A 20708-nucleotide genomic window follows, 5' to 3' on the forward strand; every position below is an offset into this window, starting at 1 on the left:
CCGCGACTGCGGGACGGGGCTCGTGAGCGGAGCGCTGGGCAGGCCTTGCACCTGCATCTCCCCGCAGGAAGCGGGGCGTCTTTCCTTGGACCACCAACGCACGGCCGGGCGGTGGGGTTTCGTCCTCGCCGTGACCTGGGACAACCATAGCGGGGATCGCCTCAGTAGTCACATCGGTCACATGAACAGCGCGGCGGGGGCGCGGGCGAACTTCTCCTCGACCTCCGCCCGCTCGGCCGCGTTCGGCCGGGCGGAGTCGCAGGACGGCCCGGCGCTGGCGCCCGACATCAGGCGGGAGCACGGGCCGGGCTTGCGGTCCGGCAGGCCCAGGATGTGGCCCAGTTCGTGCGCGGCGATGCGGACCGTGGAGTGGCCCTGCGCCACCGCCTCCCGTCCGAAGTGGACGATGCCGTTGCCCAGGCCCCCGGGCACGGCGCGCGGCCAGCCGTCGTCGACGACGACCCGGATGTCGGCGCGGTCGCCGGATTCCACCGGACGCAGTTCCACGGCGTCGACGCTGTCGTTCCACACCGCCGCTCCCCGGTCGACGGCGGACGCGAACTCCCCGGCGCCGCTCGTGTCGTAGGTGAGCACCCGGGTCCGGCCCGCGGGCGCCGCCGTGTCCGCGGTCCCGGCCGCCCCGTCCTGCCCGCCCTCCACGGGTCCGGCCAGGACGAGCACGGCGGCCACGGCGCCGGTGAGCGTACGGACCCGCATGATCGACCTCCTGTGGGGGAAGGCGGCGGTCGAAGTGCCGCTGGGGAGCGACTTCCCGCCGCCCGGCCGGTCAATCACCGGCCCCCGGCGATTCAGAAGCCCCGCTGCTCAGTCCCATGCGACGTACCGGTTGGACTTCCGGATCGCTCGGGGGCACTGTGGGCCCAGGATCGACACCGTCCCGCCGGGACACCCCGCTCGCACCACCGGAGACCGCGCCGATGAACCACCTCGCCGCCCCTGACCGCTACGACGGCACCATGCGCTACCGGCGCACCGGGCGCTCGGGGCTCGACCTGCCCCTGCTGTCGCTCGGCTACTGGCACAACTTCGGCGACGACCGGTCCTTCGAGAGCCAGCGGGCCATCGCGCTGCGCGCCTTCGACCTGGGCGTCACCCACCACGACCTGGCCAACAACTACGGCCCGCCCTACGGCTCCGCCGAGATCAACTTCGGCCGGCTGATGAAGCGGGACCTGGCCCCCTACCGGGACGAGATGGTGATCTCCACCAAGGCCGGCTGGGACATGTGGCCCGGCCCCTACGGCCAGGGCGGCGGCTCCCGGAAGTACCTGCTCGCCTCGCTGGACCAGTCCCTGAAGCGCATGGGGCTGGAGTACGTGGACATCTTCTACTCGCACCGGCTGGACGCCACCACGCCGCTCGAGGAGACCATGGGCGCCCTGGACACCGCGGTGCGGCAGGGCAAGGCGCTCTACGTCGGCATCTCCTCGTACGACGCCGAGCGCAGCCGTCAGGCCGCGGAGATCCTGCGCGACCTGGGCACCCCGCTGCTGATCCACCAGCCGTCGTACAACATGCTCAACCGCTGGATCGAGACGGACGGGCTGCTGGACGTGGCGCAGGAGCAGGGCTTCGGCGTCATCGGGTTCACCGCCCTCGCCCAGGGGCTGCTCACCGGCCGCTACCTGGACGGCGTGCCGCGGGACTCGCGGGCCGCGGCGGGCACCTCGTTCGACGCCGGCTGGCTGACGGACGACATGCTGCGCAGGCTGCGGGCGCTGAACGGCATCGCGGCCCGGCGCGGGCAGACCCTGGCGCAGATGGCCCTGGCCTGGGCGCTGCGGGACCCCCGCGTGACCTCGCTGGTCATCGGCGCCTCGCGCACCGAGCAGCTGGAGCAGAACGTGGCCGCGCTGGAGAACCTCGACTTCACCGACGAGGAGCTGGCCGAGATCGACTCGTACGCCACGGACGGCGGCGTCGACCTGTGGCGGGACGCCCGCCTCGGCGCGCTCGGCTGACCCGCGGCCGGGCGGGAGGACGTGTGCCCCGCCCGGTTCGGGGAACTGAGGTGCGGAGACCCGCTTGGCCCCCCATCTCCCGGACGGCCGCACATGCAGACCTTCCTGCCCTACCCCGACTTCTGCGGATCCGCGCTGGTCCTCGACCGCAAGCGGCTCGGCAAACAGCGGGTGGAGGCGCTCCAGGTGCTGCGCGGGCTGATCGTCCCCGGCTACGGCTGGCGCCGCCATCCCGCGGTGCGCATGTGGACCGGCTACGAGGAGGCGCTGGTGCGCTACGGCCTGGAGATCTGCCGGGTGTGGCGCGAGCGGGGCCACCAGGACAGCTGCGCGGCCACCCTGGTCGCCGATCTCGCCACGGTCCGGCCCGGGGCGCCGGTGCGCGGCCAGGAGGAGCTGGCACAGGCCGGTGAGCTGCCGCCGTGGCTCGGCGACGAGGCCGTGCACCGCAGTCACCGCTCCGCGCTGGTGCGCAAGGACCCGGACGTGTACCGGGAGCTGTTCCCCGGTGAGCCGGACGACCTGCCGTACGTCTGGCCGTCCTCCGACCGCGACCCGGAGGCGGCGGCCGGCTGAGTCCCGGCGCCCCTCCCGTGGAGGCGCGCCGGGGCGTCACCGGTGCGTCAGCGGGAGGACAGGTACTCCTCCACGCCCGGTGCGGCGTGCGCGTCCTCGGCGTTCACCACGCCGCCGACCGCCTTCGCGTCGGGCTTGAGCACGTACGTCTCGACGCTGGCGGGACGGTTCACGTCGGAGAAGTTCTGCGGCGTGCCGAGCCCGGTGTCGGCGTTGGTCTGCGAGCGGTGCGCCTTGACGACGTCCTCCCGGGTCAGGCCGCCCGCCTCGCACGCCTTGGCGAGGTCCTCGCCGATGAGCTGGGCGGCGTTGTAGCCGGACAGCACGCCGGAGTCGACCGGCGAGTCCGGGTACTTCTTCTGGTACGACGCCACCATGCGCCGGACGCCGGGCAGGTCGGAGCTGACGGCGGGCGCCGCGCTGACCACGTGCAGCATCGCCGCGAGCGCGGGCGCGGCCGGCGTCTCCATCAGCTGGGGCGCGAACCCGGGGGCGCTGCTGACCACGGGGACCTTCAGGCCGCGTGAGGCGGCGACACCGACCAGGGAGGCCGTCTGCGCCGGTCCCGCGCTGATCAGGACGGCCTTGACGCCCTCCTTGCGCAGCGCCGACACCTGCGCCGACAGATCGGTGTCCGTGGCCTGGATCTTCTGTCCGGCCACCTTGATCCCGGCCCGCTCCGCCGCCCAGGTGGAGCCCTCCAGGGCGTTGGCGCCGTAGTCGCCCTCGAAGTAGACGTGGCCGATGGTGTCGCCCTTCTTCAGGCCCTTGGTGCGGGTGAGGAACTCCACCGCGGCGATCATGTCGACGTCGTAGGTGGTGCCGAGCACCTGGACGGCGTCCTTGCCGAGCAGGGAGGCCGCCCAGGCCTGCGGGAAGGTGAGCACCTTGTCCCGCTGGATGTCGTCGAGCAGGGCGGCCACCACCGGGGAGCCGATGACCTGGGGCAGCGCCACGACGTCGGGGGCGATGTCGGCGTAGGCGGTGACGGCCTTCTGCACGTCGTAGCCGTGGTCCTTGACGACGATCTCGACCTCGCGGTCGCAGATGCCGCCCTTGGCGTTGGTCTCCTCGGCCCACATCTGCTGGGCCTGCACGATGCTCTTGCCGAGCGTGGCGTACGGGCCGGTCAGGTCGGTGAGGGCGCCGAGTCTGATGGTGTCGTCGTCGACGCCGGGCCCGGTGCGGACGCCGTCGGCGGCGTCGCCCTTGTCGCCGCCCTCCGTCTTGGAGCTGCATCCGGTGGCCGCGAGCAGCAGGGCGAGCGTGCCGGCGAGGACGGCCCCGGCGGCGCGGCGGCGGGGGCGGCGGGTGTGTCTGGTGTTCACGGGGTGTGCTCCTTGGGTCGTGCGGCCGCGGCCGGCGGCGGGGGCGAGGGAACGGCGGAATGCGGGACGTCGGTCGGGGTGCGGCGGCGCCGCAGGCGGTCGCGGGCCCGGCGGGCCAGACCGTGCAGCCCGTCGGGGGCGTACAGCAGGACGAGCACGATCGCGGCGCCGTAGAGGTAGCGGGCGGCCTCGGTGGGGCCGACGGCGCCCTCGGCGGAGCCCGGCGCGGCCACCAGCGGGAGCTGGTCGGCGTAGCGCGTCATCAGCAGCGGGAGCGCGGTGACGAAGACGGCGCCGGCGGTGGCTCCGGCGACCGAACCGAGGCCGCCGATGACGATCATGGCGAGGTAGTCGACGGACAGCACCAGCGAGAAGTAGTCCGGCACCACCCGGCGGAAGGCGAGCGCCAGCAGCACCCCGGCGAGGCCCGCGTACATCGACGACACCACGAAGGCGGCCGAGCGGTGCCGGGCCACGTCGACGCCCATCACGGCGGCGGCGGTCTCGCTGTCGCGCAGGGCGGCCAGCGCCCGGCCGGGGCGGGAGCGCAGCAGGCCCCGGGCGGTGAACCAGGTCAGCGCGAACAGCGCCAGCCCCAGGAACCACAGCCGCTCCTCCGCGCCGAACGGCACGCCGAGCACGGTCAGTTCGTCGCCCGCGTCGAAGGTGAAGCCGCCGAGGGAGAGCGGGGGCACGGAACGGCCGTTGAAGCCGCCGGTGACCGACTCGGCGGTGAGCAGGACGTGGTGGCCGAGGAAGACCAGGGCGAGGGTGGCGATGCCCAGGTAGATGCCCTTGACCCGGCCGGCGACGGGACTGAACAGCCCGCCGGCGAGGCCGGCCATCAGCACCGCGAGGGGCACGGCGAGGGCGGTCGGCAGCCCGGGGCCCGGGTCGCCCGCGAGCCAGGTGTAGCCGTACGCGCCGACGGCGAGGAAGAAGGCGTGGCCGAGGGAGAGCTGTCCGGCGGTGCCGCTGAGCAGGGCGAGGCCGATGGCGCCGATGGCGGCCGCCATGGAGAACAGGCCGATGCGCAGCCAGAAGGCGTCCAGGTAGAACGGCGGCAGGCACAGCAGCACAGCGACCGTGAGCAGGGTGGCGCGGCGACGGGTGAGGAGCGCGGTGATCCGGTCAGACACGGGCCGCTCCCTTCGCGCCGAACAGCCCGTTGGGCCGCACGAGGAGCACCAGCAGCATCACGGCGTACGGGGCGACCTCACCGAACCCGTCGCCGAGGACGTGCAGTTCGGACTGGTAGCCGATGACGAGCGCCTCGGTGAGCCCGATGACGAGGCTTCCCGCGAGGGCGCCGACCGGGGAGGCGAGCCCGCCCAGGATGGCGGCCGGGAAGGCGTTGAGCGCGATCTGGCCGGTGGTGCGCTCCAGGCCCGGGGCGGGGAACGCGGCGAGGAACACCGCGGCCAGCGCGGCGAGCGCGCCCGCCAGGCACCAGGCGCCCGCCCGTACCCGGCCGAGCCGTACGCCCATCAGCGCGGCGGCCTCGGTGTCCTCGGCCGCCGCCCGCAGGGACAGGCCCCAGGGGGTGAACCGGAACAGGGCGAAGACCGCGCCGATGACCACGGCCGACACCGCGATCGCGGCGAGCCGGCTGTCCGCGACGGTCAGCGGCCCCAGGTCGGTCACCGCGTCGCCCCACGGGTCGCCGAGGGACAGCAGGTCACCGCCGATGCGGCGGGCCAGGTCGGTGAGCAGCACGATGTCGATGCCGATGGTGACGATGGTCTGCACGTGCGCGGAGTGGGCGTCGTGCCCGCCGCGCTGGAGCAGGAACCGGTCCAGCGCCCCGGCCAGGGCGGCCGTGACGACGACCGCCAGGGCGAGCGCTCCGGCGAAGCCCAGGTCGTCGTGGAGGACGGCGACGAGGTAGCCGCCGAGCAGCAGCAGGGAGCCGTGGGCGAAGTTGAGCACGCCCGAGGCCTTGAAGATGACGACGAAGCCGAGGGCGACCAGCGCGTACACCGCGCCGAGGGCCAGTCCGCCCAGCAGGCTGTCCAGGAGGTCCGTCATGCCGCCTCCTCCCCGGTCGCGTCGGTGCCGAGGTAGGCGCGCAGCACCTCGGGGTTCCGGCGGACCTCGTCGGGGGTGCCGTGCGCGATGGGCCGGCCGAAGTCCAGCACGGTGACGTCGTCGGCGAGACGCATCACCAGACCCATGTCGTGCTCGACCAGGACGACGGACAGGCCGAGTTCGGCGCGCAGGTCGGCCACCACCTCGGCGGTGCGGGCGCGTTCGGCGGCGTTCATGCCGGCCACCGGTTCGTCGAGCAGCAGCACACGGGGCTCCAGGCAGAGGGCGCGGGCGAGTTCGACGCGCTTGCGGTCGCCGTACGGCAGCAGGCCGACGGGCGCGTCGAAGTGGGCGCCGAGACCGGTCAGTTCGGCGATCTCGCGGGCGCGGGCGAGATGGTCGCGCTGCTCGCGCCGGGCGCTCGGCAGCCGCAGGGCGCTCGCGGTGAACCCGGCGCGGGTGAGGGCGTGCCGGCCGAGCATCAGGTTGTCGGCGACGGTGCCCTGGGTGGTGACGATGTTCTGGAAGGTGCGGGCCACGCCGAGCACGGCGATGCGGTGCGGGGCGAGCCGGGTCAGCTCGGTGCCGCCGAGCGTGACGCTGCCGGCGGCGGGGCGGCACAGCCCGGACAGCACGTTGAAGCAGGTGGACTTGCCGGCGCCGTTGGGGCCGATGAGCGCGTGCACCGAACCGGGGGCGACGGTGAAGGACACCCCGTCGAGCGCGGTGAGCCCGGCGAAGCGCACGGTGACGTCCCGTACGGCGAGCTCGGGCGGTGCGGCGATGGTGCGGTCGTTCACGCGGCCCCCTGGTCCTGCGCCGACTCGCCCAGGTACAGGCGGCGTACGGCGTCGGTGCGGGCGAGTTCCTCGGCGGGGCCGGACAGGCGGGTCTCGCCGACCTCGAGGACGTGCGCGTGGCTCGCGAGGGAGAGCGCCATGCCGGCGTTCTGCTCGACGAGGAGCACGGCGGTGCCCTGCGCGTTGATCTCCCGGATCACCTCGCCGATGCGGTGCACCATCTGCGGGGCGAGTCCGAGGGACGGCTCGTCCAGGAGCAGCAGGCGGGGCGCGGCCATCAGGGCGCGGCCGATGGCGAGCATCTGCTGCTCACCGCCGGACAGCAGTCCCGCTGCCTGGTGGGTGCGTTCGGCGAGCCGGGGGAAGAGCGTGAAGACGCGGTCGCGTGCCTCCTGGACCTGGGCGCGTCCGCGCCGTCCGAGGCCGAGCCCGCCGGAGCGGAGGTTCTCGTCGACGGACAGCCCGGCGAACACCCGGCGTCCCTCCGGGACCTGGACGACGCCGGCGCGGACCGCGGTGACCGGGTCCTTGCCGTCGAGGTCCGTGTCGCCGTAGCGGACGCGCCCGGCCGTGATCGCGCCGCGGTGCAGGCGGAGGGTGCCGGAGACGGCGCGCAGCAGCGTGGTCTTGCCGGCGCCGTTCGCGCCGAGCAGGGCGACGACCGCGCCGGGCGGCACGGTCAGGGACACGGAGCGCAGAGCGGACAGCGCGCGCCCGTACGTCACGTCGACGTCCTCGACGTGCAGCGCGGGCAGGCCGTCCGGTGGTGCTTCGGGCATCACGACTCCTCGGGGCCGCCGCGCACTTCGCCGACGGCTTCGGGGGAAGGGGTGCTCACGACAGCACGGCGGTGACCGGCCGGTACAGCGTTCCGGTCCCGCACGCTGCGGCGTACCAACGGGGGCGGGCGGGGGTTGTGCGGGTGCCCATGCGGGGCGGACGGGCGGCCTGTGGAGGCCCGCTCCCTGCCCGCCGACGGCTGACACGCCCCCGTCCGGGGGACGGGGAGCCTCCCCCACACCTCAGGGACGGGTCGCCTCTGTTCCGCCGGCGGCTGCGGGCCGTCGGGGGCCGGTGGCGCAGTTCCCCGCACCCCCGGGGCGCGCGCCGCTACGGCCGGGCGGGCTGGGGTTGTGCCGGTGCCCGTGCGGGGCGGACGGGGCGGCCCACGGGCCCCCAGCCGACGGCGGGTCGCCTCTGTTCCGCCGGCGGCTGCGGGCCGTCGGGGGCCGGTCGCGCAGTTCCCCGCACCCCCGGGGCGCGCGCCGCTACGGCCGGGCGGAGCCCGCCCCCGGAGGGCGGTTCCGCCCGGAGAGGGCGCGTGGTGCCGTACCGGCTCAGGGACGCAGGAGGCGGCGGGCCGTGAGGGCCAGGCTGGCTTCGATCAGGTCGGAGGGGCGGGAGAGGGAGCGGCCGGTGAGTTGTTCGTAGCGGCGGAGACGGTTGAGGACGGTGTTGCGGTGGCAGTACAGGCGGCGGGCGGCCCGCTGGGCGGAGCCGTCGCAGGCCAGCCAGGTGGCGAGGGTGTCGAGGAGGACCTCGGCGTCGGCGGGTTCCAGACCGGCCAGCGGGCCGAGCAGCCGGTCGGTCAGCGCGGCGGCGAGGTCGGGGTTCGACGCCACCAGCGCCGCCGGCAGGTGCTCGGTCAGCCGGACCGCGCCGCCCGCTTCCGGGCACAGCCGCAGCGCCGTGTCCGCCAGCCGTCGTGCCTCCCCCACGGCGGCCAGGCCGTCGACCGTGCTGCTGACGCCCACCCGCACGCCGGGCGGCTGCTCGTCCGGGACGACGACCTCCACGTCCCCCTCGACGAGGACGATGCCGTGGTCGGCGTCCACGCCGGTGTGCCAGTGCACGCGCACACCCGGGGCGAGGACCGCCTGGGCGGCCGTACAACCCGGGGACCGCGTCCCCTCGACCGCGACGACGGCGTACCGGCCCTGCTCGGGCAGGTCCAGCGCCTCGGCCGTCTCGGGCAGGTCGGCGATCCGGCTCGTGCCGTCCAGCAGGGCCGCGGCCAGCAGTCGCACCCTGTTCTCCCTCCGCCACGCCATCTGCCGTTCCGTCTGCCGGTAGGCGTCGGCGACGATGGTGCTGTGCTCGTCGACGAAGTCCCACACGTCGGACGCGACGTGCACCAGCAGCCGTACGTCCTCCGGCGCCGCCCGGGACGTCTCGTCGACCAGGCCCTGCCACACCAGTGAGCCGCCCAGCCGGAAGGCGTGCAGCACCGCGTCCAGCGGCAGGCCCTGTTCGGCGCGGGTGGCGCCGATCTTCCAGGAGCAACGGCGCGCCCCGTCGCGGGCGCCCTGCGGGTCCAGCAGCGAGGAGATGCTGTGCCGCAGCGAGCGGTGCACCTCCTGCCAGGTGGCGACGGCGTCGCCCTCGACGGCGGTGCGATAGGCCGGCTCCTGCTCCTGGAGGACCGCGACCAGCCGGTCCGTCAGCTGCGGCAGGTCGTCCAGCAGCACGCGGGCGGCCCGGTGCAGCACGCGCAGCGCGTCGGCGTCGATCAGCGACCGCACGCGCGGGGACCGTGGCCGGGACGCGGGCACGGGTCCGGGGCGCAGCAGGGTACGTGGCCGTACGGCGTGAGGCATCGCGCATTCCCCCCAGGGTCTGGCTTCCCGGCGGTGGTCGTGCGGCGGCCCCGTACCGGCGCCCGGCAGGTACGGGGAGCCCACGGGCCGGCCGCCGTCGGACTCGTCCTGCCCCGAAGGATGGCATACCGTCCGGTCGGTCCCTAGAGTCGTGCACCGGTCTTTTCCTCCTGCTCGACCAGACGCACCAGCTCGACCCGGGAACGGAGGCCGAGCGTGGCGAACACGTTGCGCAGGTGGTAGTCGACGGTACGGGTGCTCACGGAGAGGCTGAGGGCCACCTCCCGGTTGGTGGCGCCCTCGGCGACGTACCGGGCGATCCGCAGCTGCTGCGGGGTGAGGCGGGCGAGTTCGCCGGCGCCGGAGGACGCCGCGGGGGTGGCGGGCGGGGCCGCTCCGCCGGCGCGCAGTTCGGCGGCGGCCTGCTGCGCCCAGAGGCGTGCGCCGCAGTGCTCGAAGCCCATGCGCGCCTCCTCCAGGCGGGTGCGGGCCTCGCGGAGCCGGCGCCGGCGGCGCAGCCACTTGCCGTAAAGGAGTCCGGTGCGGGCGCGTTCGAAGTCGTCGGCGGCGGCGTCGTGCTGGTCCAGGGCCCGCAGGTACAGCTCGTCCGCCGCGTCCGGTGCGGCCAGCAGGGCCCGGCAGCGCAGGAGTTGGGCGGGCGCCTGGGGGTCGGCGCCGCAGGCCGCCCACAGCGCGAAGTCCTCCACGACCGCCGCCGCGTACTGGGGACGTCCGGCGGACGCGGCGGCCTCCACGAAACAGGGGACGGCGAGCATCCACACCGCGAAGTGGCCGCGGCGGGCGCCGGGGCGGACCAGCGGGCCGAGCCGCTGCGCCGCCTCGCGGGGGCGGCCGCCGCCCAGATCGGCGCGGGCGGCGGCCCAGTGGGCGAGGGTCGACGCCTGCGCGAGCCCGTGCCGGCGGGCGGTGCGCAGGGCCGCCTCGGCGTGCTCGGCCACCAGGTCCGCCTCGCCCTCGATGGACGCGGCGAGGGCGAGGACGGCGTGGTGGTGGGCGGCGGTGTTGCGCTGTCCGGTGCGTTCGGCTGTGCGGAGGCCCTCCTCGGCGTGGGTGCGGGCGAGCTGGTGGCGGCCGGCGCGGAGTTCGGCGTACGCGAGGTACTCGAGGGCGCGGGGTTCCAGGGCGGCGGAGCCGGAGGTGCGGGCCGCGGCGAGGGCGCGGGCGCCCGCGCGGCGGGCGGACGGGACGTCGCCCAGCATGAGGGCCGCGGCGGCGGAGCGGAGGAGGGGATCGGGGTCGCTGCCGTGGAGGCCGTGTTCGACCACGCGCCGCAACGGGGCGGCGGCGAGGTCGAAGCGGGCGAGGAGGACGGCGCGCATGCCCTCGCGGTGGTCGCGGACGAGGTCACCGGCCGGCGGGGTGGCCGCGGCGGCGGTCCGCGCGGTGCGCGCCGCGTGGGGTGCCGCCGCGCCCGCCCGTGCCGCTGGGGCTTCCCCGACGCCTTCAGGGCTCTGGGCGAGGTACGACGGCCCGCGACGGAGTGCGGGGTCGTCGGCCGAGGCAGGTGTTCTCGGGACGCGGACACAGGCCGTCGCCAACGGGAGCGCGGGGGGTGTGTGGGCGGGGGCCAGGGCCGAGAGGCAGGAGGCGGGGTCGCCGGCGGACCAGGAGGCGTCTGCCGCGCCCAGGGTCGCGCGGGCCGCGGCGTGGGGGGAGGTGGGCGCCAGGAGGCCCGCCGCGAGGAGGAAGGACTCGCGGGCGTCCTCCACCGGGCCGTCGGCCAGGAGCACCGCGCCCCGCAGGAGTTCCGCGCCGCCGCGCACGGATGCGGGTACCGAGCGGCCGCGGGCCCGGTCCAGCAGGCACAGGGCGTCGGCGGCGTGGCCGGCCAGGAGCGCCTGCTCGGCGGCGGCGAGGTGGCGCCGGGCGCGTTCCGCCTCGTCCGGGGTGAGCTCGGCAGCGCGGACCAGGGCGCGGCGGCGGAGGGCGGGCGGCGCCGTGACGGCCGGGTCGGTCGCCGCCGACGTCAGGGCGGTGGCCAGGCCGGGGGCGGGGCCGGCGACGGCCCATGAGCGGTGGAGGAGGGGCAGGACGGCGTCGTGCGTCCCGGTCGCCGCCTCGGCCAGGACACGGTGCGCGGCGCGGCGGTGTCCGGGCGGCGCGGTGGCGTACACCGCTCTGGCCATCAGCGCGCTGCGGAAGCGCAGCCGGCCCTCGCCGCGGGCCAGCAGCTCCGGCAGCGGCCCGTCCGCCGTCTCGTCGCACGCGCGGAGGACGAGATCCGCGTCCGCGTCCTCCTCCCCCGTCGCCTGCGCGGCCGCCGCCACCGTCAGGAGCAGGCCGCCGGGGCCGGGCAGGCGGTCGCCGACGACACCGGTCAGCGCCTCGCCGTCGACCAGCGGGCGGGGCAGCGCCCGCCGTCCGCTCAGCTGGGCGGGCGACAACCGCCGGACCAGCGTCAGCAGCAGCGCGGGGCTGCCCTCGGCCGCCGTGATCAGTTCGTCCCGTACGCCGGGGTCGACGGCGCCGTCCGCGGCCTCCCGGATCAGGAGCGCCGCGTCCCCGGGGGTGAGCGGGCCGAGGTGCAGGACGGGCAGGTCCGCGAATTCGGGGTCCACGGGGCGGTGGCCGGCGACGGTCAGCAGGAGGCCCGCCCGTGAGCCCGTCCGGCGCACCCGCGCGGCGGCACGGGCGAGCGCGGCGCGGGACGGGGCGTCCCACAGGTGGGCGTCGTCCACGCAGACGAGGAGCGGCCCGGCCACGGCGGCCGTCCGCAGGGCGTCGTCCAGCTCGCGTACGCGGCCGGCGCGGACGTGCCGCACCGGGCCGGCGCGGAAGAGGCGGGCGGCGTGGTCGAGGAACGTGGTGCGGCCGCAACCGGGTTCACCGGTCACGACGCGGACGCCGCCGTCGGTGCGCAGCGCGTCCAGCAGCTCGGCGGTCAGCCGCTGCCGCGCGGTCGGGTATCCGGTCATTCCCGTGACCTTACTCACGCGTAAGGTCATGCGGAAGGTATACGTCCGTCGCCGGACGCACCATCAACGGCCGTGTCATCAGCGGGTTCTTCCACCGGGACGCACGGCGGGGACTGTGCCGCGGCCCAGTCCGGGCGGCTTTGTGCGGTGCCCCCGCACAACGGCGGTGGCGGCCCGCGTCGTCCGCGGACCGCCACCGAGGGGCGTCGTCAGGAGGTGTGCGGGCAGTTGCCCCGCGCCTCCTCGATCGTCAGGCTCCGCGCCGGCAGCGGGCACAGGAACCGCTCGTACCGGGTGTCGTTGTCGATGAAGCGCTTCAGCCACGAAATGCTGTACTTCGCGATCGTCGTGTTCGACGAGTTCGGGGTGAAGTGGGTGGCGTTGTTGAGCTCCAGGTAGGCCCGGTCCAGGGAGGAGGGCAGGCCGTTGTAGAGGGGCTCGGCGTGGGTGGTGACGGGCGCGACGCTGTCGCCGTCGGCGCCGAAGATCAGGGTGGGGGTCCGGACCTCGGGCCAGGTCTTGTCGAGGTTCCAGGGCGTCAGCGGGATCGCGGCCTGGAGGGAGGGCCGGTCCTTGGCGGCTTCGAGGGAACCGCCGCCGCCCATGGAGTGGCCCATGACGCCCAGCCGGCTGCTGTCGACGCGGTTGCGGACGGAGCTGCGCTGGGTGAGGTAGTCCAGCGCGGCCAGCAGCTGGTCGCCGCGGGAGGCCGGCTGGTCGAGGGTGCTGTTGGTGTCGATGGTGAACACCACGAAGCCCTGGGAGGCCAGGCGCGGGCCCAGCCAGGAGATGGAGGACTCGAGCGCGGTGAAGCCCGGCGAGATGGCGACGGCGCCGAAGGTTCCGTCGGCGGTGGTGCTCGGGTAGTAGATCGTGCCGCCGCCGAAGCCGGTCGCGGCGAGCCTGGAGACGGAGGTCTCCGAGACGGCGTACGGGCCGCGCAGGGCCTCGATGCTGCTTTCGGTGGGCGCCGGTCCGCGCTCGTAGGGGTTGTCGGCGGCGTGGGCGCCGGGGCCGGTGAGGGTGCTGAGAGCGACGACGGCGGCGAGCGCCGCGGTCAGTCCGGCCAGGCGGCCGGTCCTGCGCGTGCTGGTGGGGGGGTGCTGCTGCACGACGAGTGGTCCTCTCTGTCACGGCGGGCCGCCCGGCCGGCCGATGCACGGGATCACGGCGTGGGACGGGGAGCCGTGCCCCGGCCGGGGGCGTCGCCTTCTGACTGGCGGTGCCACTGTCGGAGAGGAGAGGGCGGTCGCGGACCGGCGAAATCACCGGTCTCGTGGGAGAGGCGCTTCGCGGGGCGGGCCGGCCCGGGCGTGGACCTGCGGGCCGGTGGGGCCCCGTTCCTGGGGGTCTCGCCGCCACTGTGCGCCGACACGCCCCTGGGGGGTGTCACGTCCCCCGGGGCAAGAGAACAGGCGGACTGCATGAGTGGGTCCGGCCGGGGTACCCGGACGGGCACGGTCACCGTCGGAGTCGGCGCCGACGGTGGCGGCGGCGCCCCGGTTCCCGGGGCGCCGCCGCTCTGTGCGGCGTCGTGCGCGTGGGCCCGGCCGCCGGCCCGCTTCACCCGGGCGTGACCGTCCGGGAGCCGTTCGGCCTCCGGCGGCCCGGCGCGGCGCGGGAACTCCACGGCGTCCCGGTCGGAGCAGGCGAGGCCGACGGTCCCTCCGCGCACGGTGACGCGTCGGCCGCCCGGGCCGGGCGGCGGGTGTACCCCGATCGGAGCCTTCGTCGTCCCTCCAGGACCCGTCCGCGCCGGCGCGTATGCGTGCCGGGACCCCGCGTCACCCGACTGGCCCGCCGGAGGAGCCGTACGGACGCCCCCCGTGCTGGTATGGAAGCGGCCTCCATGCCTACCCGGAGGGAGCTGGGAATGCACGAGATGTGGTGCGGTGCGGACACTTCGGGGGAGCCGGTCTGGCACGTTCTCACCCCGGACAAGACCTCGACGCTGTGCGGGGTGGAGAAGGAGAGGGAATCACCCCGGCGCGACACGACGGACCGGCACTGCTTCTCCTGCATGCAGTCGTTCCAGGCCGTCGTGGCGTCCCGCTGAGAACCACGGCCGCCCCCGTCGGCGCCGGCGGGCCCGGGCACCACCCGGGTCCGCCGGCGCCGCTTCAGTGACAGGCGTGCCGCCCCGCTCCCGGGGCGTGCTCCCCCGCCTCCGGGCCGTGCGTGTCGAGCCGGCAGAAGCAGGACGCCTGGACCGGCACGTCCGCCAGCGCCGCCGCCTGCCGCAGCTGACGGGCGACGATCACGGCCTCGCCGGTCCTGCCGTCGCGCAGCAGGCACTCGTGGAAGCCGTGCAGCGCCCACACGTTGTTCGGGTGCTGCAGCGGCCGGGGCAGGGTGTCGTCCAGCCCCAGGTCGGCCCGGTAGACGGCCTCCGCCTCGGCGACCCGGCCCTGCTCGAGCAGCAGCGCGCCGTAGGCGTGCCGGGCGGGCTGCATCCAGGCCCACGGCTCGTCGTACAGCAGGGTGTCGTCCCGTTCGACGGCCAGCTCCAGCGCGGCGAAGGCGGTGTCGTGATCGCCCCTGCGGTAGGCGAGTTCGCCGTCCAGCATCGCCGAGGCGATGGCGAGGATGTCGTGGCAGGTGTTGTTGAACAGCACCCTGCTCGCGGGCACGCGGTCCACGGCCGCGCGGAACTCCTCCCGCTCGGCGTCGGCCCGCCCGGTGTCGCCCTTCACGGCCAGGGCGATGCCCCGGGCGTAGTGCAGCATCGCGGTGGTGACGCAGTACAGCTCCGGGTCGTCCGGGAAGGGCAGTGCGAGGATGTCGTCCCAGCGGCCGAAGCGGACCAGCACGTGGAACCGCATCGCCAGGAAGGCTTCCAGCCAGTCGGCCATGGGCGGGCTCTCCACCCGGAGCAGCTTCTCGGGCACGGCGGCCTCGAGGCGTGCGGCCGCGTCGAGGGCCACCCCGGACTGTCCGGCGAGCATGGCGCCGTAGATCCGGAAGTGGTGGTTGTGGCAGCGGTAGAGCGTGTAGAAGTTCATCGCGCCGGCCCGCTGGAGGTACTTCTCGTCGGCGGCGACGGCGGCGGTGTTGTCCGAGACGACCCGGCGGTAGTCGCCGCACAGCACCTCGAGGTGCGAAGGCATGTGGAGCAGGTGACCGGCGTCGGGCGCGGCTCCGCGCAGCCGGTCGGCGACGGTGAGGGCCGCCTCCGGGGTCGGGGACATCTCCATCAGGTGGATGTAGAGGTGCACCACGCCGGGGTGGGTGGCGCCCGCCTCGGTGGCGAGGGCGCCGTCGAGCACGGCCTCGGCCTCCGCGGTGCGGGCGCCGTCGGCGGGGCGGCCGGTCCTCAGGTCCCACAGCTGCCAGGGCGTGAGGTTCATCAGGGCGTCGGCGCAGAGCGCGGCCACGTCCGGGTCGCCGGGGGCGCTCTCGTGCACGGCGAGCATGCGGTCCGCGTACGGTCCGTTCCACACCGAGCAGTCGCCTTCGGGGCGGGCCTGCGGGTAGCGGGCGCGCAGGGCCTCGACGAGGGCCCGCTCGACGGGGGTGGCGCGGACCGTGGCCGCCTCGTGGGCGCGTTCGACGGCCGCGTGGGTGCGCTCGACGGTGCGGGCGAGGTCCTCGGTGTCGAAGGCCTCCCAGGGTTTGTTGTAGTTGGGGCCGAGCGCGTAGGCGATGCCCCAGTGGGCCATCGCGCAGCCGGGGTCGGCGTCGGCGGCCTTCTGGTAACAGGCGACCGCTTCCTCGTGGTTGAAGGCGTAGGTCCACATCAGCCCGCGGTCGAACCAGAGTTGGGCCTCGGGGGAGGTCGTCGACACGGGCCGTCGGTAGGAGCCGAGGTCGTAGTAGCCGTCCATGGTGCCCGCCTCCCGGGGGTCCGGCCGGGCCGGCCGCCGCTCGTCAGGCGGCCGGCGTCCCATGGGGACGAAACCGACGATAGCGGGGCACGGACGGCCCCGCAGGCGCACCGCGGAACCGGTCCCGGGGCAGGTCGGACGCCGGCGTGGAGCTGCGGCGACAGCACCTTGATCATCGTGTTGGTCCAGCGCATCTGCCGCAGCGTCCCGGAGGGCGGTCGAGGGCCGGATCGAGCAGGGCCCGGTCGCGGGCGGCCCGCGCGGTCCGGGCGAGTATCTCCCGGCGGGGGGAGCCGCGGACGGCGGCCGGGTGCGGGGCGCACAGGTCCTCCGGGAGGAGCAGCCCGGTCTCCGGGCGCCGTCCGGGACCTGGGCGGCCTTCTCGCGAGGGCGGCGAGCGCGCCGGGCGCGGTGCGGCCGCGGGGGCCGGACAGCTCGACGCCGTGGTCCCGTCGGCGGCGCGTCCGGGGCGGCCGGTGGCCCCGCGGGCGTCCCGGCAGCCGTAGGGGAACGGCACGGGCACCACGCCGTCACGGACCGCCACGGTCCGCAGCCGGGCCCGGAGCGCCCCGCGCGGGGCGGTGACCTGGACCAGGTCACCGCCGGCCGGGTCCGGCACGGCGGCCTCCGCCGGGAGGATCTCCGCCCGGACGTCCGGCGCGGCGGCGTTCGGTCCGGGCACGTGAAGGGTGCGCACGCCCAGGGGTCGGTGAGCCGGTCCGGCGGGCTGTCCACGGTGGTGCGGCCTTCACGGCGCGGGGATGTCGCGGGGCGGGCGCCCGCCTCCCCCTCACCGGCCGGGCCCTCACTCCTCACACTCATCACGCGACTCGGAGTGACGACCTGACACACCTTCACCATTCCTTCGGGGTTATGTTCACCGACGGACTGGCAAGGGCCGTTCGGCCCTCCCTAGGATGTATTTCCTGTCCAGCCAGTCCAGTTGGGGCGGCACTCCACAGGGGGAACGATGCACGCCGGTAAGCAGTTGTCCACCGAGATCGACGCCACCGTGCCGACGGCCGCGCGCATGTACGACTACTACCTGGGCGGCAGGGACAACTACGCCGCGGACCGGGCCGCGGTCGAGGAACTCGACAAGGTGGTGCCGAGCACCCGCCGGCTGGCCCTGAACAACCGGCGTTTCCTGCAGCGCGTGGTCCGCACGCTCACCCAGGAGTACGGAATACGGCAGTACCTGGACCACGGCTCCGGCCTGCCCACGCAGGACAACGTCCACCAGGTGGCGCAGCGCGTCGACCCCACCACCCACGTCGTGTACGTCGACAACGACCCGATGGTGCTGGTGCACGGCCGGGCCCTGCTGGAGCAGGACGAGCGCACGGTGGTCATACAGGCGGACATGCGCGACACCGACAGGATCCTCGGCCATGCCGAGACCCAGCGGCTGATCGACTTCGACGAGCCGGTCTGCGTGCTGTTCAACTCGGTCTTCCACTGCATTCCGGACAGTGACACCGACGGTCCGCGGGCCGTCGCCGACCGGGTGCGGGAGCGGCTCGCGCCGGGCAGCTTCATGGTGATGTGCCAGCTGGTCAGCGAGGACGAGAAGGTCCGCGACTTCGTCACCCGCTTCATGGACCAGGCGACCCAGGGACGCTGGGGCCGGGTCCGCCAGGAGAAGGACGTCGAGGCGCTCTTCGAAGGGCTGGAGATTCTCGACCCGGGCCTGGTGGAGGTGTCCACCTGGCGTCCGGACACGGAGGTGGCGCCCGTTCAGCTCACGCGGGAGTGGGTCGAGTTCGGCGGCGTGGGCCGGATACCCGAGTAGCTCTCCCGGTCCCGCGCCGCCCTCCACCGGGTCTCGTGGGACCGGAAGGGACGTCGGTGCGTCCGGGCGCGACGCCTCGGGCACGACGCTCGTCAGGAGAGGGCGTAGCGCTCCTCGAGCGTGCGGCGCAGCATCTCCACGGACGCGCGGGGCGTGAGCGCCTCGTCGGCGAGACGGTCGAGCACGATCCGGTACTCCTCGGTTTCGTCGCGGTCCTCGAGGAAGTTGGCGCTTCCGATCTGCTCCAGGTAGACCACGTCGGGCAGGTCGAGGCCGCCGAAGCGCAGGTAGGTCACCGGGATGGCGGGCGCCGAGGCGTTGGTGACGTCCAGCGGGACGATCTGCAGGGTGACGTTCGGCCGCTCGGCCATCGCGGCGAGGTGGCCGAGCTGCTCGCGCATCACGGCGCGGTCGCCGAGGACACGCAGCAGGACCGACTCGTCGATGACGGCCCACAGCTGCGGGGCGTCCTCGCGGAGCAGCAGCCGGGCCCGGTGCATGCGCAGCTCGATCCGCCGCTGCACCTCGCTCGCCGGGGCGTTGGGCAGTCCGCGCTCGACGACCGCGCGGGTGTAGTCGGCGGTCTGCAGCAGTCCCGGGACGTACTGGATCTCGAACGTACGGATGGTGGCGGCGGCCTCCTGGAGTCCGACCAGGCGGTCGAACCACTCGGGCATCAGCCGCTTGTCGTACCGCTGCCACCAGCCCGGTTCGCCGGCCCGCCGGAGCAGCTTGAGGAGGACGGAGGCCGCGTAGGCGTCGGTGCCGTAGAGGTCGAGCAGCTTCCGTACGTCGGCCTCGGCCGGCGGGCGGCGGCCCTTGCCGGACTCGATGCGGGACAGCTTGGCACCACTGAAGCCGACGGAACGGGCCGCCTGGTCCTGGGACAGTCCGGCGTCCTCACGGAAACCGGCCAGCTGCACGCCCACCAGCATCTTGAGCAAGGTCGGCGCGGGCTCGGGCCTGTCCAGATAGGGTTCCAGACGGGAGATGCGATGCGACGCGGCGGACATCCTGACTCCCAGCAGACCGGCACAAGGGCGATTCACACTATCGCATCTGATGCCGGCTCACGGAATCAGAATGCGACATGCCGATCGGAATCAGGCAGTTGCATTCCGCCTCACCGGCGCCGCCCCCAAGGGCCCACGCCGGCCGCACGGCGGTCATCGGGCGCGGGGGCCCGTCATCGGACGAGATGGTCGAACTCGCCGTCCTTCGCCCCCGCCAGGAAGGCGGCCAGCTCGGCGGCGGTGTACACGAGGGCCGGGCCGTCGGGGTCGCGGGAGTTGCGCATCGCGACGTCGCCGCCGGACAGCGGCGCGACCTCGACGCAGTTGCCTTCCGCGTTGCTGTGCCGGCTCTTTATCCAGCGGGCGTCCAACTGGCTGGCCCGCACTCCGTTCCGCACTCCAGGCACCGCTGTCTCCTTGCTGCTGATCCCGTCCCGCCGCGCACGGCCGTCACCACGCTTGGCGAAAAACCTCGCGCAATTTCCCGTGCAATTGCACGGGAGCGCTGACAGCGTGGATAATAGCCGCGGCGTCAACCCCTGCGGGAGCGCCCCGTCCTGACGTCGCATCGAGGAGATGCCGTGTCATCACCTGCGCATTTGACGTTCCGGTCGGCGGCCTCGGCCGTCTTACCGGCCGGTGGCGCCGGTGCCGGGCCGTTCGGCCCGCTGCCGGCGGTGCCGCACGAGGACGGGCCCCCGCTGTCGACGGTGCCCGCCGCCGCCCCCCACGCGGCGGTGAGCATCGCCTGCAGCGGGGAGGGCCTCGCGCGAGCGCGGTCCTTCACCCGCGACACCCTCGGGGACTGGTCGCTGCGGCAGTGCAGCGACGACGCCACCCTGGTGATGACCGAGCTGGCCGCCAACGCCGTCACCCACGCGGCGTCGCGCTGCCCGGGTGAGCCGGCCGTCCGGCTGGGGTTCCGTCTGGAGCCCGCGCACCTGCTGCTCACCGTCTCCGACCCCGACGACCACCCGCCCGTGCGGCACTCCCCCGGCGGTGACGCCGTTCTGGAGGAGCACGGCCGGGGGCTCCGCATCGTCGACGCCCTGTCCGAGGCGTGGGGCTGGTTCCCCGCCGTCCCGGCGGGCAAGACGGTGTGGGCCCGGTTGTCCACCCGCCCGCCCATCTGACACGACTGCCGCGGAAAGGCACCCACGCCATGCGCAGCGCTTCTACGGAACAGCCGAGCAGCGAGCGCCCAGTGCGCCACACGTCCCCCACCAAAGTGGCACGGTCCACGCCCCTCACGGCCCTGTCCCGGGTGCCGTGGGCCGACATGCAGGACTCCACCGGATCGGCGGCCGCCATTCCCCTGCTGCTCAACGGCATCGCCTGGGGCGACGCCGACACGGCCCGGGCCGCCCTCGAGGATCTGCGGAAACGGATCTGCCAGTACGGCTTCGTCACGGAGCAGGCGACCGCCGCGACGGTCCCGTTCCTCTGGGAGCTGGCGCAGTTGCCGCACGTCACCGTCCGGGCGGGCATCATCCAGCTGCTGAGGGCCATCGCCGACGCCCGGCAGTGGGAGAGCACGGCCGCCGCGTACCCCAAGCTGCTGAACCGCCGTGAGAACCCGGTGGTGTGGGAGCGGGCCGCGCGCCAGGCGGTGCGCGCCCGGCGCGGTGAGCTGAACCGGCTGCTGGCCGAGCCGGACACGGAGATCGCGCGCGCCAGTACGGAACTGGCGCGGGCGCTGGCCGACTGAACCACCGGACCCGGCCGTTCCCGTACCGTCCCCGCGCCGGCAGGGCGTGTCGGCGCGGGCTCCGAGCCCGGCGCCATGGGCCCGTCCCACGGGCCCGCACACTCCGGGACGCCCCGCACGGGGC

The 20708-nt window shown here is 74.8% G+C and carries 19 protein-coding genes; 6 read left to right on the top strand and 13 right to left on the bottom strand.

What is annotated here, in order from left to right:
• Positions 1–177: 177 nt before the first annotated feature.
• Positions 178–717, bottom strand: a complete 540-nt coding sequence (locus ACIQ8B_RS23020) for a snapalysin family zinc-dependent metalloprotease (RefSeq protein WP_290003362.1) — start codon at positions 715–717, stop codon at positions 178–180.
• Between the two features lie 221 nt (positions 718–938).
• On the opposite strand from ACIQ8B_RS23020, the gene mgrA reads away from it, so the two are divergent.
• Positions 939–1982 (top strand): L-glyceraldehyde 3-phosphate reductase, encoded by a 1044-nt coding sequence (mgrA, locus tag ACIQ8B_RS23025; RefSeq protein ID WP_290003361.1) that lies wholly within the window; start codon positions 939–941, stop codon positions 1980–1982.
• A 93-nt stretch (positions 1983–2075) separates the two neighbouring features.
• The gene (locus ACIQ8B_RS23030; protein ID WP_106411027.1) at positions 2076–2558 is read left to right on the top strand and encodes an MSMEG_6728 family protein; all 483 of its coding nucleotides are present in this window, start codon (positions 2076–2078) and stop codon (positions 2556–2558) included.
• Positions 2559–2605: 47 nt separating this feature from the next.
• On the opposite strand, the gene ACIQ8B_RS23035 is transcribed toward ACIQ8B_RS23030, so the two are convergent.
• From ACIQ8B_RS23035 to ACIQ8B_RS23070, 8 genes are all read right to left on the bottom strand, one after another.
• Positions 2606–3886, bottom strand: coding sequence for an ABC transporter substrate-binding protein (locus tag ACIQ8B_RS23035; protein WP_106411028.1), 1281 nt, complete (start codon positions 3884–3886; stop codon positions 2606–2608).
• Positions 3883–5025: a branched-chain amino acid ABC transporter permease gene (locus ACIQ8B_RS23040; protein ID WP_106411029.1), complete on the bottom strand. Its 1143-nt coding sequence runs from the start codon at positions 5023–5025 to the stop codon at positions 3883–3885. Before ACIQ8B_RS23040 ends, ACIQ8B_RS23035 begins: the two co-directional genes overlap by 4 nt.
• Positions 5018–5914: a branched-chain amino acid ABC transporter permease gene (locus tag ACIQ8B_RS23045; RefSeq protein ID WP_290003357.1), complete on the bottom strand. Its 897-nt coding sequence runs from the start codon at positions 5912–5914 to the stop codon at positions 5018–5020. Before ACIQ8B_RS23045 ends, ACIQ8B_RS23040 begins: the two co-directional genes overlap by 8 nt.
• Positions 5911–6714 carry an ABC transporter ATP-binding protein gene (locus ACIQ8B_RS23050; protein ID WP_403549191.1) on the bottom strand — a complete coding sequence of 268 codons (804 nt, stop codon included), beginning with the start codon at positions 6712–6714 and terminating at the stop codon, positions 5911–5913. The genes ACIQ8B_RS23045 and ACIQ8B_RS23050 overlap by 4 nt, the downstream gene beginning before the upstream one ends.
• Positions 6711–7493, bottom strand: coding sequence for an ABC transporter ATP-binding protein (locus ACIQ8B_RS23055; protein WP_403549193.1), 783 nt, complete (start codon positions 7491–7493; stop codon positions 6711–6713). The genes ACIQ8B_RS23050 and ACIQ8B_RS23055 overlap by 4 nt, the downstream gene beginning before the upstream one ends.
• 558 nt (positions 7494–8051) lie before the next feature.
• Positions 8052–9311 carry a helix-turn-helix domain-containing protein gene (locus tag ACIQ8B_RS23060; RefSeq protein ID WP_403549195.1) on the bottom strand — a complete coding sequence of 420 codons (1260 nt, stop codon included), beginning with the start codon at positions 9309–9311 and terminating at the stop codon, positions 8052–8054.
• 143 nt (positions 9312–9454) lie between these two features.
• Positions 9455–12247, bottom strand: coding sequence for a LuxR C-terminal-related transcriptional regulator (locus tag ACIQ8B_RS23065; protein WP_403549197.1), 2793 nt, complete (start codon positions 12245–12247; stop codon positions 9455–9457).
• 209 nt (positions 12248–12456) lie between these two features.
• Positions 12457–13359 (bottom strand): alpha/beta hydrolase, encoded by a 903-nt coding sequence (locus tag ACIQ8B_RS23070; RefSeq protein ID WP_290003350.1) that lies wholly within the window; start codon positions 13357–13359, stop codon positions 12457–12459.
• 761 nt (positions 13360–14120) lie between these two features.
• Between ACIQ8B_RS23070 and ACIQ8B_RS23075 the strand changes: the two genes are divergently transcribed.
• Complete coding sequence (locus ACIQ8B_RS23075; RefSeq protein WP_290003349.1) at positions 14121–14303, top strand: hypothetical protein; 183 nt, start codon at positions 14121–14123, stop codon at positions 14301–14303.
• Between the two features lie 64 nt (positions 14304–14367).
• Here ACIQ8B_RS23075 and ACIQ8B_RS23080 read toward each other — a convergent pair whose 3' ends face one another.
• Positions 14368–16071 (bottom strand): tetratricopeptide repeat protein, encoded by a 1704-nt coding sequence (locus ACIQ8B_RS23080; protein WP_403549248.1) that lies wholly within the window; start codon positions 16069–16071, stop codon positions 14368–14370.
• A 172-nt stretch (positions 16072–16243) separates the two neighbouring features.
• Positions 16244–16753 carry a hypothetical protein gene (locus tag ACIQ8B_RS23085; protein ID WP_403549200.1) on the bottom strand — a complete coding sequence of 170 codons (510 nt, stop codon included), beginning with the start codon at positions 16751–16753 and terminating at the stop codon, positions 16244–16246.
• Between the two features lie 288 nt (positions 16754–17041).
• Between ACIQ8B_RS23085 and ACIQ8B_RS23090 the strand changes: the two genes are divergently transcribed.
• The gene (locus ACIQ8B_RS23090; RefSeq protein WP_403549202.1) at positions 17042–17863 is read left to right on the top strand and encodes an SAM-dependent methyltransferase; all 822 of its coding nucleotides are present in this window, start codon (positions 17042–17044) and stop codon (positions 17861–17863) included.
• 92 nt (positions 17864–17955) lie between these two features.
• Here ACIQ8B_RS23090 and ACIQ8B_RS23095 read toward each other — a convergent pair whose 3' ends face one another.
• Positions 17956–18876 (bottom strand): helix-turn-helix domain-containing protein, encoded by a 921-nt coding sequence (locus ACIQ8B_RS23095; RefSeq protein ID WP_403549204.1) that lies wholly within the window; start codon positions 18874–18876, stop codon positions 17956–17958.
• A 173-nt stretch (positions 18877–19049) separates the two neighbouring features.
• On the bottom strand, positions 19050–19283 hold the full coding sequence (locus tag ACIQ8B_RS23100) for a DUF397 domain-containing protein (RefSeq protein WP_006133007.1): 234 nt from the start codon (positions 19281–19283) through the stop codon (positions 19050–19052).
• 192 nt (positions 19284–19475) lie between these two features.
• On the opposite strand from ACIQ8B_RS23100, the gene ACIQ8B_RS23105 reads away from it, so the two are divergent.
• Together ACIQ8B_RS23105 and ACIQ8B_RS23110 are read left to right on the top strand one after the other, a co-directional pair.
• Positions 19476–20009 (top strand): ATP-binding protein, encoded by a 534-nt coding sequence (locus tag ACIQ8B_RS23105; protein ID WP_403549250.1) that lies wholly within the window; start codon positions 19476–19478, stop codon positions 20007–20009.
• A 29-nt stretch (positions 20010–20038) separates the two neighbouring features.
• The gene (locus ACIQ8B_RS23110; protein ID WP_403549207.1) at positions 20039–20584 is read left to right on the top strand and encodes a hypothetical protein; all 546 of its coding nucleotides are present in this window, start codon (positions 20039–20041) and stop codon (positions 20582–20584) included.
• Positions 20585–20708 lie beyond the last annotated feature (124 nt).

The sequence above is a fragment of the Streptomyces sp. NPDC096105 genome (assembly GCF_044763335.1).
Classification (GTDB): Bacteria; Actinomycetota; Actinomycetes; order Streptomycetales; family Streptomycetaceae; genus Streptomyces.